The sequence below is a fragment of the Brachybacterium sacelli genome, from assembly GCF_017876545.1.
Taxonomy (GTDB): Bacteria; Actinomycetota; Actinomycetes; order Actinomycetales; family Dermabacteraceae; genus Brachybacterium; species Brachybacterium sacelli.
In genome coordinates, this window is the sequence record NZ_JAGIOD010000002.1 from 1,598,818 (window position 1) to 1,613,975 (window position 15,158).

The 15,158-nt window shown below is 65.8% G+C and carries 17 protein-coding genes; 11 read left to right on the forward strand and 6 right to left on the reverse strand.

All coding sequences use genetic code 11. From position 1 onward, the window contains the following. Window positions 1–105 precede the first annotated feature (105 nt). The gene (locus JOF43_RS23075) at window positions 106–1,308 is read left to right on the forward strand and encodes a sensor histidine kinase (RefSeq protein ID WP_209905207.1); all 1,203 of its coding nucleotides are present in this window, start codon (window positions 106–108) and stop codon (window positions 1,306–1,308) included. Further along, window positions 1,305–1,976, forward strand: a complete 672-nt coding sequence (locus tag JOF43_RS21715; RefSeq protein WP_209905208.1) for a response regulator — start codon at window positions 1,305–1,307, stop codon at window positions 1,974–1,976. The genes JOF43_RS23075 and JOF43_RS21715 overlap by 4 nt, the downstream gene beginning before the upstream one ends. Window positions 1,977–2,088: 112 nt before the next feature. On the opposite strand, the gene JOF43_RS21720 is transcribed toward JOF43_RS21715, so the two are convergent. Then, window positions 2,089–2,568, reverse strand: a complete 480-nt coding sequence (locus JOF43_RS21720; protein ID WP_209905209.1) for a MarR family winged helix-turn-helix transcriptional regulator — start codon at window positions 2,566–2,568, stop codon at window positions 2,089–2,091. A 362-nt stretch (window positions 2,569–2,930) separates the two neighbouring features. Between JOF43_RS21720 and JOF43_RS21725 the strand changes: the two genes are divergently transcribed. The 4 genes from JOF43_RS21725 to JOF43_RS21740 all read left to right on the forward strand — a co-directional run bounded on the left by JOF43_RS21725 (window position 2,931) and on the right by JOF43_RS21740 (window position 6,124). Further along, window positions 2,931–3,332, forward strand: a complete 402-nt coding sequence (locus tag JOF43_RS21725) for a VOC family protein (RefSeq protein WP_209905210.1) — start codon at window positions 2,931–2,933, stop codon at window positions 3,330–3,332. A 400-nt stretch (window positions 3,333–3,732) separates the two neighbouring features. After that, window positions 3,733–4,626 (forward strand): alpha/beta fold hydrolase, encoded by an 894-nt coding sequence (locus JOF43_RS21730; RefSeq protein WP_209905211.1) that lies wholly within the window; start codon window positions 3,733–3,735, stop codon window positions 4,624–4,626. Beyond that, the gene (locus JOF43_RS21735; protein WP_209905212.1) at window positions 4,623–5,192 is read left to right on the forward strand and encodes a putative antibiotic biosynthesis monooxygenase; all 570 of its coding nucleotides are present in this window, start codon (window positions 4,623–4,625) and stop codon (window positions 5,190–5,192) included. The genes JOF43_RS21730 and JOF43_RS21735 overlap by 4 nt, the downstream gene beginning before the upstream one ends. A gap of 176 nt (window positions 5,193–5,368) precedes the next feature. Then, window positions 5,369–6,124: an SDR family oxidoreductase gene (locus JOF43_RS21740; RefSeq protein ID WP_209905213.1), complete on the forward strand. Its 756-nt coding sequence runs from the start codon at window positions 5,369–5,371 to the stop codon at window positions 6,122–6,124. 88 nt (window positions 6,125–6,212) lie between these two features. Here JOF43_RS21740 and JOF43_RS21745 read toward each other — a convergent pair whose 3' ends face one another. After that, window positions 6,213–6,821 carry a TetR/AcrR family transcriptional regulator gene (locus tag JOF43_RS21745; RefSeq protein ID WP_209905214.1) on the reverse strand — a complete coding sequence of 203 codons (609 nt, stop codon included), beginning with the start codon at window positions 6,819–6,821 and terminating at the stop codon, window positions 6,213–6,215. Window positions 6,822–6,867: 46 nt separating this feature from the next. On the opposite strand from JOF43_RS21745, the gene JOF43_RS21750 reads away from it, so the two are divergent. Next, entirely contained in the window at window positions 6,868–8,301 is a 1,434-nt protein-coding gene (locus JOF43_RS21750) for an MFS transporter (protein ID WP_281065143.1), read from the forward strand. Window positions 8,302–8,370: 69 nt separating this feature from the next. Here JOF43_RS21750 and JOF43_RS21755 read toward each other — a convergent pair whose 3' ends face one another. Further along, on the reverse strand, window positions 8,371–9,051 hold the full coding sequence (locus JOF43_RS21755) for a TetR/AcrR family transcriptional regulator (protein ID WP_209905216.1): 681 nt from the start codon (window positions 9,049–9,051) through the stop codon (window positions 8,371–8,373). 93 nt (window positions 9,052–9,144) lie between these two features. Here JOF43_RS21755 and JOF43_RS21760 point away from each other — a divergent pair, with 93 nt between their 5' ends. Further along, window positions 9,145–10,728 carry an MFS transporter gene (locus JOF43_RS21760; RefSeq protein ID WP_209905217.1) on the forward strand — a complete coding sequence of 528 codons (1,584 nt, stop codon included), beginning with the start codon at window positions 9,145–9,147 and terminating at the stop codon, window positions 10,726–10,728. A gap of 48 nt (window positions 10,729–10,776) precedes the next feature. Here the strand turns inward: JOF43_RS21760 and yczE are convergent, their stop codons facing one another. Then, window positions 10,777–11,532 (reverse strand): membrane protein YczE, encoded by a 756-nt coding sequence (gene yczE, locus JOF43_RS21765; protein WP_209905218.1) that lies wholly within the window; start codon window positions 11,530–11,532, stop codon window positions 10,777–10,779. A 103-nt stretch (window positions 11,533–11,635) separates the two neighbouring features. Here yczE and JOF43_RS21770 point away from each other — a divergent pair, with 103 nt between their 5' ends. Continuing rightward, window positions 11,636–13,051 (forward strand): aminotransferase-like domain-containing protein, encoded by a 1,416-nt coding sequence (locus JOF43_RS21770; RefSeq protein WP_209905219.1) that lies wholly within the window; start codon window positions 11,636–11,638, stop codon window positions 13,049–13,051. Window positions 13,052–13,146: 95 nt separating this feature from the next. Here JOF43_RS21770 and JOF43_RS21775 read toward each other — a convergent pair whose 3' ends face one another. Continuing rightward, window positions 13,147–13,821, reverse strand: a complete 675-nt coding sequence (locus JOF43_RS21775) for a SagB/ThcOx family dehydrogenase (RefSeq protein WP_209905220.1) — start codon at window positions 13,819–13,821, stop codon at window positions 13,147–13,149. 102 nt (window positions 13,822–13,923) lie between these two features. Beyond that, complete coding sequence (locus tag JOF43_RS23330; RefSeq protein ID WP_209905441.1) at window positions 13,924–14,265, reverse strand: AAC(3) family N-acetyltransferase; 342 nt, start codon at window positions 14,263–14,265, stop codon at window positions 13,924–13,926. Here JOF43_RS23330 and JOF43_RS21785 point away from each other — a divergent pair. Then, window positions 14,228–14,776, forward strand: coding sequence for an SDR family oxidoreductase (locus JOF43_RS21785; protein ID WP_245354651.1), 549 nt, complete (start codon window positions 14,228–14,230; stop codon window positions 14,774–14,776). The genes JOF43_RS23330 and JOF43_RS21785 overlap by 38 nt on opposite strands. Before the next feature lie 139 nt (window positions 14,777–14,915). Then, entirely contained in the window at window positions 14,916–15,119 is a 204-nt protein-coding gene (locus tag JOF43_RS21790; RefSeq protein WP_209905221.1) for a hypothetical protein, read from the forward strand. Window positions 15,120–15,158: the final 39 nt, after the last annotated feature.

The following is a 15,158-nucleotide window of genomic DNA, read 5'->3' on the forward strand; positions in this document are numbered from 1 at the left end:
AGCCAACGGCAACAATAGGCAAAGTGCCCACGGTCAGCGGAGGGCACCGATAGGAGGACGCCTCGCACAGTGCAGAATCTACGTTCCGGACACTGGTGTAGCGGTGTGAGCAATCGTCTGCTGGGGGTGCTCTCATCCCGTCGTGCCTGGTTGCCTCCGGTGGGTTTCGTCCTCGCTGGCGTGTTCTTCGCCGTCAGCGTCCCGGCCGGTTTCTTACGCGCCTGGTCTCTGAGCGCCCCGCCGCTGGGATGGGTGCAATGGTCCAGTGCTCTCGTCGTCGCGGCCGCGACGATGCTCGCCTTGCCGCGGCGGACCCTGCCCGAACACGTCGTTGTCGCCGGGGCATGCGCTGCCCTGACCATCGTCGCAGTTTCCATCGCCATGCTGGTCGTCACGCCCGCTGCCGGCGAGTGGCGGCCGACGGTGCTGACTCCGCCCGAGAGATACGGTCTGGCACTGCTGTCGCTGCTGACCGCCTATCGTTGCCGACCCGGGCCCGCGGTCGCCGTCGTCGCCGCTGCTGGGCTGGCCGCCGGCAGCGCCCCGCTGCTGCGGCTGGCCGCCTACGGGACTGACACCCCAGCGTTCGTGCTGATCGCCTCATCCTTGGCCGTCGTCGTGGCCGCGGTCAGCATCGGCTTGCTCCTGCGTGTGTCAGCAGCCGCCCGCGCCCAGCAGTTCGCCCATGCCCGGCGCGAGGAACGCCTCGCCCTGGCCCGGGACGTCCACGACACCGTCGCCCACCACATGACCGGAGTCATCGTGCAAGCCCAAGCATCACGGCACATCGCCGAACGCGACCCACAGGCAGCCGTCTGCGCTCTCGACCACATCGAACAAGCGAGCACCGAGGCACTGACCGCAATGCGCCGCGTGGTCGCCATGCTGCGCGAGGACACCACTCCGGCCCCACGCGCACCCACCGAGTTGCGCGCCGCCCTTCACCAACTCGCCAACGCGACCGGGCCTCCTCAGGTGCGTCTGACCATCCACGACGACACCGACACGCGCCTGCCACCCGAGGTCAGTTCGACCGTGCTGCGCATCACCCAAGAATCGTTGACCAACGCCCGGCGGCACGCACACGCCTCCCACATTGACGTCGTGACCCGTCTGACCGACGATCACGTGATCCTCGATATCACCGACGACGGGCGCGGCGCACCGCCTCATCACGGTCAGGGGTACGGGCTGGTCGGGTTGGCCGAACGGGTGGACATGCTCGTCGGCGATTTCGCCGCCGGGCCGGGTCCAGCTGGCGGGTGGCGCGTCCACGCACGTCTGCCGATACGTCCGGGGCAGTCGTGACGATCCGGGTTCTGATCGCTGACGACCAGGAACTGGTCCGCGGCGGCTTCCGCATGATCCTCGACAATGAGCCCGACATCGAGGTCGTCGCCGACGTCGGTGACGGCGCGAATGCGCTCGAACGCGCCCGGACCCTGCGGCCGGACGTGTGTCTGCTCGACATCCGCATGCCGGAACCCGACGGTCTTGAGGTCACCCGCAGACTTGCCGGACTCACCGTGCGGGATCCGCTCAAGGTCGTGGTCGTGACGACGTTCGACATCGACGAATACGTCTACACCGCCCTGACCAACGGTGCCAGCGGCTTCCTCCTCAAAGACGCCGGGCCCACCTTGTTGGTCGAAGCCGTCCGAGCAGCCGTTCGCGGTGACGCCCTGATCTCGCCTGCCATCACGGTCCGACTGCTCGAACACTTCGCCGAACCCCCACCGAAACCACAGGCAGCCAACCCACGACCGACCGGACCGGTCGAGCGGCTCACCGGTCGCGAAGATGCCGTGCTGAACGCGACTGCCCAGGGGCTGACCAACCAGGAGATCGCCGACCGTTTGCACATTTCATTGTCGACGGTGAAAACGCACCTCTCGGCGATCCAAACCAAGCTTGACGCACGCAACCGGGTCGAAATCGCCACCTGGGCCTACCGCACCGGTCGGATGGACCGGTGAACTCTCGATAACGGCGAGGGCGTGTGGATCGTCGGTTGCAAACGCCAGTGATGAGGGAATTCTGCAGGAGACCGTTCGCTTTCTGTGGTCCGGAGCGGGTCGGTCACGATAATCACAGCACGGTGGAGTCGACCGCCCTCCAGGCACGTGAGAGCGCGTCGAGCTGGTCCGCGCTCAGGTGGTCGAGGAATCGCTCTCGGACGCCCTGAATGTGGGTGCGGTGTGCCTGGTCGAAGACCCGCCGACCTTTGCCGGTGAGGCTTGCCGAGGCACCGCGGGCATCATCGGGAGTGGGATCGCGCCTAACGAGGCCACGAGTCTCGAGCGAGTTGACGATCCGGGTCACGCTGCTGCGGGGCTGCAGAATCGTCTCGGCGAGGGCGGCCATCCGCATCGACCGGTGAGGATGTGCGGTCAGGGCCACGAGGGCGTCGTAGTCGGCCATCGACAGCTGGTGCCTGCGTGTGAGCTCCGCGCCGAGGTCGCGGCGGAGCCGGTGGGTGATCCGCAGCATCCCGCGCCAGGCCGCCAACTCGCTCGCAGTGAGCTCCTTGGCCATTGCGCTTGAGGGGGTTGTTTCGGATGGAATCATCTGGCTAGACTACATGTTGTTCCACTTGGAATTTTACATCGATACGATCGGGAGGCACCATGAGGATCACTGGACTGGGGTGGCTCGGGGCCCACACGAGCCGGCGCGGTCGCCAGGTAGGCAATGGTGGCTATCACCGGTGTGCAGACTGCAATGCTGGCCGATCCCGCGCTGCCGTCCGCGAACCCGGGAGAGCCAGGAGTTCAAGTCGCGCCTGACCCGCACTTTCACCGCGTCTTGCCCTCAAGCCCGCTTTAAGTATTACGATCGGGTGCAAACGCATCCGTAGATGGGAGACAACAATGAGTAGTTCGGTACCGGTGGGATCATGGCCGGCCAAGCTGCCGGCGATGCAGGTGAGAATGGCCCGCCCCACGAATCGGCTCCACGACATTACAACCTTCTACGGCGACTTGCTGGGCCTGCAGGAATTACATCGGGGCGAAGCAGACGGCTGGACAGCGGTGATGTTTGGCCTGCCCGGCGATCAGTACAACCTCGAGTTCGTCGCTCATACCGACGGGATAGACGGTGAAGCGCCTACGCGTGAGAATCTGCTCGTCTTCTACTTCGGCTCTGCCGATGAACAAGCCGAGGTGGCCGAGCGGCTGCGAAATGCCGGAACGCCCGAAGTCGAGCTGGACAATCCGTGGTGGGAACGTAACAGCGCCTGCGCCTTCCTCGATCCTGACTCTTGGCATGTCGTGCTGATGCCGACTCCGGTCATGCTCAGCCAAATGGAGAGCGGATCCACTAACAGTTGATGCTTTCGAGCTTGGGGTGCCGAGTGACGCGAGTGAGCGAAATTGACTTGGCCGGGGCGGCACCACACGGCTTGCGCCGCCTGGTTCACCGATGCCTATCAATGGGTGAACTGCCTCTCGGTCACGCCGACACAGCCGGGGGTGTGGGTCCTTTCCCTGCCCAACGGAGAGGCGGTCGAGGTGTTCGCCGAGGGCCACCGGGGCAAGGAGCTCGTGGACATCGAACCCGTGGCCGGTTTCGTGGTCGAGGATCTGCCAGGCGCAGTCTCCGAGCTGCGGGCGGCCGGCATCGAATTGCTCGGCGATCCCGGCCGACCTGGCAACAATTCCGAGCACCTGACGGCAACGTCTATCAACTCACAGCCGCCCCACCTGATTCGCGGAGAGGAGATGGCACCCCATGATTGGCACCAGCCAGACACTGCCACCGCAGTTCTACGACATCTTCAGCCACCACTTCACCGACCTCGACGAGGTCCGTCTGCATCACGTCGAGGGCGGGCCTCGCGACGGTGAGCCCATCGTACTGGTCCACGGCTGGCCGCAGACCTGGTACGCCTGGCGCAAGGTGATGCCGGCCCTCGTCGCAGCAGGCCATCGTGTGATCGCAATTGAGTACCGCGGGGCCGGAGACTCGAGCCGACCGGCCGGCGGATACGACAAAAAAACGATGGCCGGCGACCTGCGCCAGTTGTTCGATCGGCTCGGCCTCGACCGCGTGCACTTGGTTGCGCGCGACATCGGTCTCATGGTCGCCTACGCAGTTGCCGCGCAGTGGCCCGAACGGGTCGCGTCCTTGACGATGCTCGATGTTCCGGTTCCCGGCACCACCGCGTGGCAGCAGGCCAAGAGCGACCCTCAGACCTGGCACTTCGGGCTGCACCGCCAGCGTGACGTGGCGGAGTTGCTCATCGGCGGCCGCGAGTACGACTACCTCTCGACTTTCTACCGTGAACGCACCCAGGTCGCAGACGCCATCACCGATGACGACCTCGCCGTCTACGCACGTGCCTATGCCGCCCCGGGCGCTCTGCGCGCGGGCTTTGAGCTCTACCGCGCCTTCGACCAGGACGAGCACGACCTCGCCGAACTACAGGCCACCAAGCTGGATATGCCGGTGCTCGCCATGGCAGGCGAACTGGATAATGGAAGACTGATCGCCGAGATGGCACACGAGATCGGCACCGACGTGGAATCGGCTGTCGTCCCCGGCGGGGGCCACTGGACTCCCGAGGAGAACCCGGACTTCCTGCTCGAACAGCTGCTCCGGTTCCTGCCCCGGGCTCGCACATGAGCACCCCAGCCGAAGACGACGCCGCGAGCGTCGTCGTGACGCGTGTCGTCCATCCCGGTCACGAGCGGGAGTTCGCGACGTGGGCCGACGACATCGACCGCGCAGCCGCGCGCTTCGCCGGCCACCAGGGCGGGGTACGACTACACGACGACCAGGGGCTCAACCATCTTGTCTACCACTTCGACTCCACCCGCCACCTGCGCGCGTGGGAGACCTCCTCTGAACGCCGCAACCTCATCGCCCGCGGGGATCGAATCTCCGACGAAGAGCGAAGCGTTGCCGGAGGACGCGACACCTGGTTCCAGATCCCCGGACGTAGCACACCACCGCGCTGGAAGACCTTCCTCATCATCTGGGCGGCCGTCTACCCGACCCTGTTGATCATCGCCACCGGACTCGACACGCTCGCACCTGATCTTCCGCAACCTGCGGCGCTGGCGATCAGTTCCGCAACGTTGACCGCCCTGCTCACCTGGGTGATCTTGCCGCGGCTGACCCACCGCACCCGTTCCTGGCTGCTGCGGGGAGCACAACCCCAGCACACGAGGCGTCCACCCGACCGGTAATTCGCTCTACATCTTCGGATCATGAGGAAGACCTGCACTTGGGCGGCGTCGGCATGGTTCGCACGCATCCAGATTGCCCGAGGTGTTCGTCACTGTCCTGGCTGCCGGGTCGATTCCGGCAGGCAGCCGGCATCTATCCGAGATCAACCGCAAGTAACCGAAAGGGAGCACCAACTATGAAGATCGCTGTCATCGGAGCAACGGGTACCGCCGGGTCCCGCACCGTCGCCACGCTCAAGAACCGGGGCCTCAGCCCTGTCAAGGTCTCCCGGTCCACCGGGGTGGACCTGATCACCGGCAAAGGTCTGACCGATGCGCTGGACGGGGTCGACGTCGTGATCGACACCTCCAACGCCTTTCCTCCGGACGAGACTATCGGTCTGCACGAAGCACTCACCTCGGCTACCCGCCATATCGTCGAAGCCTGCGTCGCACAGCGGGTCGGGCACCTCGTGTTCCTGTCGATCAATGGAGTCGACAGCCCTGTGTTCGACGACTTCCCCTACTACGTGGCCAAGCGCGCCCAAGACGACATCGTGGCCAACAGCAACGTCCCCTCGACGGTCGTGAAGTCCAGTCAGTGGCACGAGTTCGCCACGAACCCGTCGGCCGTCACCTTCGAAGACGAGGAGGTTCGAGTCGAAGACTGGCTCATCCAGCCAGTGGCCGCCGATACTGTCGCCGAAGCGCTGGTCGAGGCGGCTCTGGGACGGCCAGGCGCAGGACCCAGGACGATTGCCGGACCAGAGACGATCCGGCTGCCAGAACTGACGACGAAGCTGCTGAGCCGGCTCGGTGGCCCCCGCCCCGTTCGTACCACCGCACCTGCGCTGCCGGCACTGTCCGAGGGCGCTCTCCTGGCTCCCGACCACGCCGCCATCCTCGGACCGGACATCGACACGTGGCTCCACACGGTCGATACGGCGACGTGATGCAGGACAGTCCATCCCCATCGGGCGCTCGGAGGCAACCATGTCGCCGAGAGTGGAGAGATCACCACGTTCTGGCGTCTGCCGGCGATCACAGTGCCGGGCTGGCGAACATCTGGTCGAGGTGGTACTGCAGGATCCTCTGGGCTGTCGTGATGGTGCGTTGGCCGACCAAAACGCTTGTTCCCAGGCCGTGGCTAAGTGTCAGTAAGCGGCCTGCTTCGATGTCGGGATCACGGTCGACGGGCAGTTCGCCGTCGTCGATGGCGTTACGGAGCAGCTGTGCGAGTTCGCGTTCACGGAGGTTGGGCCCGTCGATGAACGGTTGTTCAGCCATGGCCGTGTCGGTCATGGACAGTACCGCGTAGGACGTCCACAGCAGGTGGTGGGTTCTGCTCTGCTCGTCGGTCGGCAGCGCTGCCGCGAGGAATGCTTCCAGTCGTGCACGGGCGGACGACGAAGCCGATGCCGTAATGCGTTCTGCCCATTGCGCGACACTCTGGGATTCGAGGGACTCGAGAGCTGCCTGCATCATTTGAGACTTGGACTGGAAATAATACTGGACCAACCGCAGTGATACTCCGGCCTCGGCGGCGACGGCTCGCATTGTGATGGCATGCAGTCCCTCCCGCGCGGCGCAGCGGACCAGGCTGTCAATAATCTGTGCACGCCGCAGGTCGTGGTCGACGCGCTTCGGCATCGCGATCTCCTAACAACCGATAGTGATACGTATGTATCATATCAGTATGTCTTCGAGTTCTGCCTCCCATCTGCCCCCGGCCACCCGCCGTCGTGCTGGTGTTGTCGTGTTGGCGTGTGCGGCCCAGTTCATGGTGGTGCTGGACGTGTCGATCGTCAACGTCGCCCTGCCCACGATCCAGGCAGACCTGGGCTTCAGCCCGGCGGCCCTGCAGTGGGTGGTCAATGCCTACGTGCTGGCCTTCGCCGGACTGTTGCTGCTTGGTGGTCGGCTGGCCGACATCTACGGCCGGCGGCGAGTCTTCCTCGCCGGCCTGATGGTCTTCTCCATGGCCAGCCTGATCGGCGGCATCGCCAGCCACCCCGGAATGCTGATGGCAGCGCGGACGGGCCAAGGGGTCGGGGCAGCGGTCCTCGCACCAGCGACATTGACGCTGCTGACCACATCGATCCCACGCGGTCCTGCGCGGACGCGGGCGCTGGCGGCATGGACGGCGGTCGGAATGGCCGGAGGGACGGCAGGCAACCTGATCGGGGGAGCGCTGACCGAGTTCCTGTCCTGGCGCTGGATCCTGCTGGTCAACGTCCCCATCGGCACTGCCGCAGTCCTTGCCACATTCGCCCTGCTTGGCCGTGACGGGCACCGGACCGCGTCCCGGCGGCTCGACATCGGCGGGGCAATTCTGGCCACCGTCGGGCTCACGGCACTGACGTTCGGCCTCAGCCGCATCGAATCGGAAAGATGGGCCGACCCGTCCGTGCTGGTCACCATCGGTGCCGGAGTGGTTGCCCTGGCCGGGTTCGTGTTCGTCGAGGCGCGAGTCACGGCTGAACCGCTGATGCCGCTGGGACTGTTCACGGTTCGATCGGTGGCCGTCGGTAACCTGGTGATGGTGCTGGCCGGAGCCGCTTTCATGCCGATGTGGGTCTTCCTCACCCTCACCCTCCAACAGGTACTGGGCTACACCGCGCTGCAGACCGGGCTCGCGTTCCTGCCGCACACGCTGATCACCATGCTGGTCACCGCGAAGATCACACCGTGGCTGATGGGCCATGTCCAGGGACGCACACTGATTGTGATCGGAGCCCTACTGGCGGCGGCGGGCTTCGTGTGGCAAAGCGCCATCACTGCCGACTCCGGTTACATCAGCGGCATCCTGGGGCCGGCGATCGTGTTCTCCGCTGGAAGCGGGTTGCTCATCACCCCGGTGACGACGGCCGTGACAAGCGACGTCGCCGACCGCGACGCCGGCGCTGCCTCCGGCATCATGAACACCGCCAGACAGGCCGGAGGCGCGATCGGTCTGGCGGTGCTCTACCTCCTCAGCGAGCCCACAGGCACTTCCCGACACGCTGTCGCCGACGGGTACGCGAACGCGTTCGTCACCATCGCCGTCATCCTCATCGCAGTCGCCACCCTCAGCCTCGCACTGCCCACCAACAACGAGGACGATGGACAAGACCCGGTCGCGGATCGCTGACACTACGGTCAGTGTTCGCCGGTTGGCGGCACGCCGTGGGGGAGCGAAGGCGGCTCATCGGCCGAAGGGTCATGCGTCTGGTTGTGCTTTGTCGTCCTGGTGGTCGAGGTGGGCCTGGAGCCCGTCGAGCAGGGTACACAGGCCGAATTCGAAGCTGGTGTTGTTGACTACGGCCGGGTCGGCGTTCGACAGTGCCGTGTACCGCTCCAGCAGCAGCGGGTAGTCGGCGAGGTCGGGCTTGACCTGCTCGAGCAGGTCGACGGTCGTGATCGAGGAGTCGTCCGGAGTCGATGACTGAGTCTGACCCCAGGCGTCGCCGATGACGAAGGAAAACACGGTCGCGCCGGCCCAGTCGAGATCGAAGCCCTCGAACCCCGCCTGTCGGCAGACGACGAGCAGGTGGTTCTGAAAGCGCCTGAGCGCGGGTCCCTGAGTGTTCGGGTAGGCGGCGAAAGCACTGGTGAGCCACGAATGGCCGGTGAACATCGTGCGGAGTTCCCGGGCGGTGGCGGCGAGTCGTTCACGCCAGGACGTGTTGTCGTCGGTGTTGAGCTCCAGTTCGGCGAAGACGGCGTCGGCGGCGAGACCGACGAGGTTGTCCTTGCTGCCGACGTGCCAGTACATCGCATTCGCCGAGGCCTGAAGCACCGCACCCAGCCGCCGGGTGCTCAGTGCGTCGAGCCCCTCGGCATCCAGGAGGGCGACGGCGGCGTCGATGACGCGCCCACGGTCGAGTCGTTCGGTGGCCATGGCCCAACTCTACGACCCACTTGTGCGGTGCGCAAGTGTCTTGTACGGTGCACAAGTGAACGACTTGCGCACTGCACAAGAAAGGAGCATGTGATGACAGAGCCACATGACAGCAACGCCATAGCCGACGGAGGTCAGCCGGTGACCAGGCGTTCCTGGCTGACCCTGCTGGCGGTCGCGCTGGGGATCATGGTGATCCAGCTCGACGGCACGATCGTGTCCGTCGCCAACCCGTCGATCGCCACTGATCTGGAAGCCACCCCAGCGCAGATCCAGTGGGTGACGACGGGCTATCTGCTGGTGTTCGCGGGTTTGCTGATCCCTGCGGGCACGGTGGCCGACCGGCTCGGGCACAAACGGGTGTTCCTGACCGGTGTCGGCGGGTTCACGCTTGCCTCCCTGCTGTGCGGGCTCTCGGTGAGCGTGGAGATGCTCATCTCCGGCCGCGTCCTCCAGGCGGTGTTCGCCGCGGCGATCGGCCCGGCAGGGCTCGCGCTGATCCGCACCGCGTTCCCCGCCGATGCTCTTCCTCGCGCGCTGGGGGTCTTCGGCGCGGTGACCGCCGCCGCCCTGGCCTCGGGGCCTCTGCTGGGAGGGGCGCTGCTGGCTCTGGGGAGCTGGCACTTGGTGTTCTTGGTCAATCTGCCCTTCGGGCTGCTGGCCGTCCTCGTCGGGGCCCGGGTGCTGCGCCACGCGCCGTCGCAGTCACGCGAGCGGCTCGACCTCGCCGGAGCGATCACACTCGTGGTCTCGATGGTCGCCGTGATCTGGGGCATCACCGCCGTCCAGAACAATGGGTGGACGGCCAGCACGATCGGGTTCCTCATCGGCGGTGTGGTGCTGCTCGCGGTGTTCATCCTCATCGAGAGCCGGGTGGCCCGGCCGATGGTGCCACTCGGGTTGTTCCGGGATCGGACCTTTGCCATCGGGTGCGTGCTCAGCATCGTGACGATGTTCGTGTTCTTCGCGATCATGTTCTATCTGACGTTCTTCTTCCAGGGCGTCCAGTCCAAGACTGCGGTGACCACGGGCCTGGCGCTGTTGCCGTTGACTGCGATCTTCACGGTCGCCTCGCCCCTGGCGGGCTGGACGACCGAACGCCTCGGCAGCCGGGGGACGGTGCTCATCGGAGCCGGTGCCATCACGGCCTCCCTGGTCATCCTGCTCGGCCTCGACACCGACTCGTCGGTGCTGTCGCTGGCCCCGGCGCTGCTGCTCGCCGGTGCCGGTGCAGGGTTCCTGCTGGTCCCGGCCATCAACCTCGTCGTCGGCAGCGCGCCCGAGGAGAAATCCGGCGTGGCCTCCGGCATCCAGCAAGCCACTCAGCAGCTCGGCGGCACGCTGGGCATCGCGGTCTTCGGCAGCATCATCTCCACAGTCGTTGCCCGGACCTTCGCCCAGGCCGTCCAGGCGACCAACGCACCTGGCGCGGTGGCTAAGGGCCTCGGATCCGATGCCAGCCTGCACGAGAGCGTCGCCCTGGGATTTCCCGCCGGTGCCCAGGAACAGTTGCGCGAGCAACTCGGCGAGCCTGTCGCTGCCGAGGTCATCCAGGCAGCCCATCTGACGTTCCTCAGCGCCCTCGACACGGTATTCATCGTCGCCATCATCACCGTGCTCGCCGCCGCGCTGCTGTCGCTGTTCATCAAGAAGCCGCGCAACGATCAGCGGGCATGACCGTCAGGATCCGCTGAACCTCCAACGGAACGCACTGGCTGTCCAGAGCTACCTCTCGTCGTCAGTGGCTCTGAAGATCCCGCTGGCCCCCCACGCCTTGCGGTGCGGCCATCCGCGAGGATCGTCGATCATTGTGGCTGTCGCTCTCGTCGGGTCACAATCGACCTGTCTGCAGTCTGTAGGAGGGCCGTTGTGCTCGACCCGGACTGTGACCCACGGCAGCACAGCTCCGACGAGGGATCCGGTGCACAGGGAGATGAGGATCGTGCCGAGGCCAAGCGTGCCCCCGATGGACCAACCGACGAGGGCGACGACGACGTCGAGCCCGGTCCGTACGGCCGCAACCGGTTTCCCGGTCATGTGCACGAGGCCGGTCATCAGCCCGTCGCGCGGGCCGGACCCGAACTGTGCTCCCAGATACAGGGCGTCGAAGAAGGCGAATCCCACCAGCCCGACGACGAAGGCCACTATGCGGGCACCGAGGGAGTCGAGGTCAGGCAGGAGTGCGGCGGTAGCGTCGGCAGCGGCTCCGACGATCATGACGTTGAGGACCGTTCCGATGCCGGGAGGCTCGCGCAATGGGATCCAGGCCAGGAGCACCACTGCCGCGATGAGGTTCGTCGTCCATCCGAAGGAGAGCCCTGTGTTCTCTGCGACCCCCTCGGCCAGGACGTTCCAACTCGCAGCCCCCAGCCCGGACTCGACGAGCAGCATCACGCACGCCCCGTATCCGATCAGACCGACCAGGAGTTGGGGTATCCGGCGGGCGAGGTTACCGGCCCGCAACTGCTCACGGGGCCCCATCCGGGCCAGTGGTGTCGCTGCACGTCGGGACGGTCGGAACGCTGAGAATCGGGAAACCATATCTGCCACTCTCGGCCGAACTGGACTTTATTTCCATAGCCAGATGGGCGATGCTGGCATGATGAGGCTGGAAGCAAACGCACTGGCAGTCCTGCTCGGCCAGTGGCACAGCGGGACCGGGGCCGCGCATCGTGGCCTGTCGGAAGCTCTTCAACGACTCATCGTCGACGGCCGTCTCGCCCTCGGTGTCAAGCTTCCCAGCGAACGGACCCTGGCAGAAGCCCTGCACGTCAGCCGGACGACGACATCGACGGCCTATCGCAACCTGGTCGCGTCCGGTTTCCTACAGACCAACTCCCGCACGCGAGCCGTCGTGACACTGCCGGCAACGTCGCTGGAGACCTTGCGACCGCACCGCGTCGAAGACGTCATCGATTTCTCGTCGGCGTCCCCGGCGGCACCGGGCGAATTGATCCACGAGGCCTTCCGCGCTGCAACGGACTACATGCCGCGCCACTTCGCCGGGAACGGGTACGAACGCGCGGGGATCGCGGAACTGCGACGCGCGATCGCTGACCGCTACAGCCGACGGGGCCTGCCTACCGGCCCGGACCAGATCATGGTCACCCATGGAGCACAGCATGCGCTGGCGCTGGTCGCCCATGAACTGCTGCCCCGTAATGGGCGTGTGGTCATCGAGCATCCCACCTACCCCAATGCGATCCGAGTCTTCCTCGACCGGTCCGCGCGCATCACACCGATCAGCGTCGCCGATGGCTGGGATGCCGAGCGCTTCTCCGCGGCCAGCCGCACCGCGGACCTGACCTACCTGACGCCGGAGTTCCAGAACCCTACGGGCCTGACGATGACAGAGGATGTCCGCCGTTCAATGCGGTTGTCGTCGCCGACCATCGTCGACGAAACCCTCCTCGACGTCGATGCGGGACCATGCTCGTTCTCGCCCATGACGCCGCTGGCTGCTTACCATCCGCAGATGGTGACGATTGGGTCGCTGTCCAAAAGCGTCTGGGGAGGCCTGCGTGTCGGCTGGGTGCGAGCGGGCACGAACCTCATCGATCGGTTGGTCCGCTCCCGCAGTCTGTTCGACCTCGGCAACCCGGTCCTCGAGCAGCTGGCCGCGGCCGAGCTCATCGCAGGGGACCGAATCCGTGATGATGGACCCCGGCTCGCGCGGCACCGCGCGCTGAACGCTCTCGGCACCGCACTGTCGACGCAGCTGCCTGGCGTGACATACGCGGTCCCTGCTGGTGGCGTCGGTCTCTGGGTGCGCCTGGCCGAGCCCATCAGCACGCGAATGGCCAACACTGCCCCGGATCACGGGCTGTTGCTCGCAGCAGGGCCACGGTACGGAGTCGGGGGCGCGTTCGAGCGGTACCTGCGCCTGCCCTTCACGCTGCCCGGGGACGAACTACGCGACGGCGTCGACCGGCTCGCTGCGCTCTACTCGGCGGTCCTCGCCGGACGCACAGGCCACCACCCGCCGTGTGCGATCGCGTAAGGACGCACCTGTGGCGTGGCTTCGACCGAGAAGGAGCGGTTCCCGACCCCCGGGACTGGTGCGCGGGCTGACGGTGCGCCGGGTAACATGTCTGCTCAGGACTCGAATGCCGCTCCCTCAGCGGGGTGACCGAGAGGGAGGATGCCAAGCATCGTGTGCGATGGCGGCACCAACCGCCATGCAACTGTGCTGGTCTCGACGGAGTCGAGGCCGCCGAGGAAGACGGTCCCGAGCGTATTCTCAGCGGCCCATAGGTAGACGTTTTGGGCAATCAGCCCCGCCTCGAACCAGCAGAAGCGTTCACCGCGGCCTGCCTCCTGGGCTTCGAACGCATCGTTGGCGGCGGCGAGGTCGACCGAGAGTAGCAGCATGGCAGGGCACGTGGTCAGCCAGTCCGCGTCGAGCGTCCCGTCGGCTATGCGTGAGCGGTGATCTCCTTCTTCCAGATTGACCAGGGCGTGTTCGGCGGGTAGGTAGCGGTAGGCGGCCGGGGCGAGCCCGTCTACGGCGGCGGCAATCACGGTGAGCACGATGTCGTACCTGGCGTGCGCCGAACCGTATGGCCGGTGGGTGGCGGATGCGCCGCCGACCGCAGTTCCCAAGAGCTGACTCAGCGTCTCGAGATCAATGGGAGTCTTCCGGTACGATTTGGTCGACCTGCGGTGTCGCAGAAGTTCCGCGAAAGGTCCACCCTCCTGCGGGGGTTTGAGGACAATTCTGTGCTTATCATGGTCGCCGTTGGCCGGATCGCAGTTGGGATTCTGTGACAAATAGCCCTCCGTTCATTGGAACTTCCATGGTTTCACGAGTCGACTCACTGGTGTTCGCCAACTCAGAGCGTTGCTGTTGACGCGGGAGCGGATCGGTATCTGTCAGCGCGAGGGCGAAGCGACCGCCCGCTTCTCGTCAAGTAGCTCGGTGAGGCGGCGGCTGGCGAAGGGCACGAAGTCTCGAACGGATAGCAGAACAGTTCTCGCATTGCCGACGTAGCACGGGCGGATTCCAGCATGGCGTTCGTAATCGTGGCCGACGACGGGGAAGTGGGTGTCGTTGTCGTCACCGACGTCGAGGGTCTCGCACCAGACCCGTTCTCCGTCGACGAGCGCAGGGAACCGGCGCTGCTTGAGCCGCGGCCGGGCGATCAGCGACTCGGCGTGGTGCAGGTAGCTGTTGCGGTTGTGTCCGACGGCGTTCGGTCGTGTTGATGCGCTGATCTGTAATCAGGCCCTGACAGGCTCTGATGGCGCGATCGGCGAGTTGAGCGCCGCAGACCTGGACCGACACTGGATGGTCGATGCCCGAGCGTCGATCATGTTGGCCCAGGCCTTCGCCGCACACCACGACGACAGCCGTCGTGCATCAATCGTGTTTCTGACCTCTGGGCAAGACTTGGGGCCGATGCCCGGAGAGGTGGCATACGCGGCGGCGAAAGCTGCCCTGGCTGGAGTGACCACGACCATCGCCGATCAGCTCGCCGATCGTGGAGTCCGTGTCAATACCGTCAACCCCGGTCCGGTCGACACCGGCTATCTGACCGAGGAGATGTGGCAGGCGGTCGAACCGATGTTTCCGTTCGGCCGGTACGGCGACCCCGACGATCCGGCCCGTCTCATCGCCTGGCTGACCACCGAGGAGGCGTCCTGGGTCACCGGCCAGATCATCAACACCGAAGGCGGCTTCGGGCGCTGGCGTCCACGCGGTGTCGCGCCGCGGAGAACAAACTGAGTCTCGTCGCCTCGAGGCCCACGCAGCGTGGACGCCGATCAACTCCGCCTGGCCGGCCGCTTGCTGGCCTCGGAGACCGAACTCATCGGACGTCCTCGACCGCCTGACACGACTGCTGCCAAGCATTCCTCGTGACCGTGTGCTGACGGTGCACTTGGACGCAGGTGGCGACACGATCCGTGAGCGGGTACACCGGCGTGGATGGCTGGTCAAACTCGCCGATGATGCCGTGGAACACGCCGCGCAGATCGATCCCGACCTGGCCGACCAGTCTCGCAACGCCCACCAACTAGGACGATCAACAAAACCGAGCGTGATCACCCGGGAGACGACGGTCTCCTGAGTCGCCCCCGCTGGCAATAGCTCCCATACCGAGTGCTGA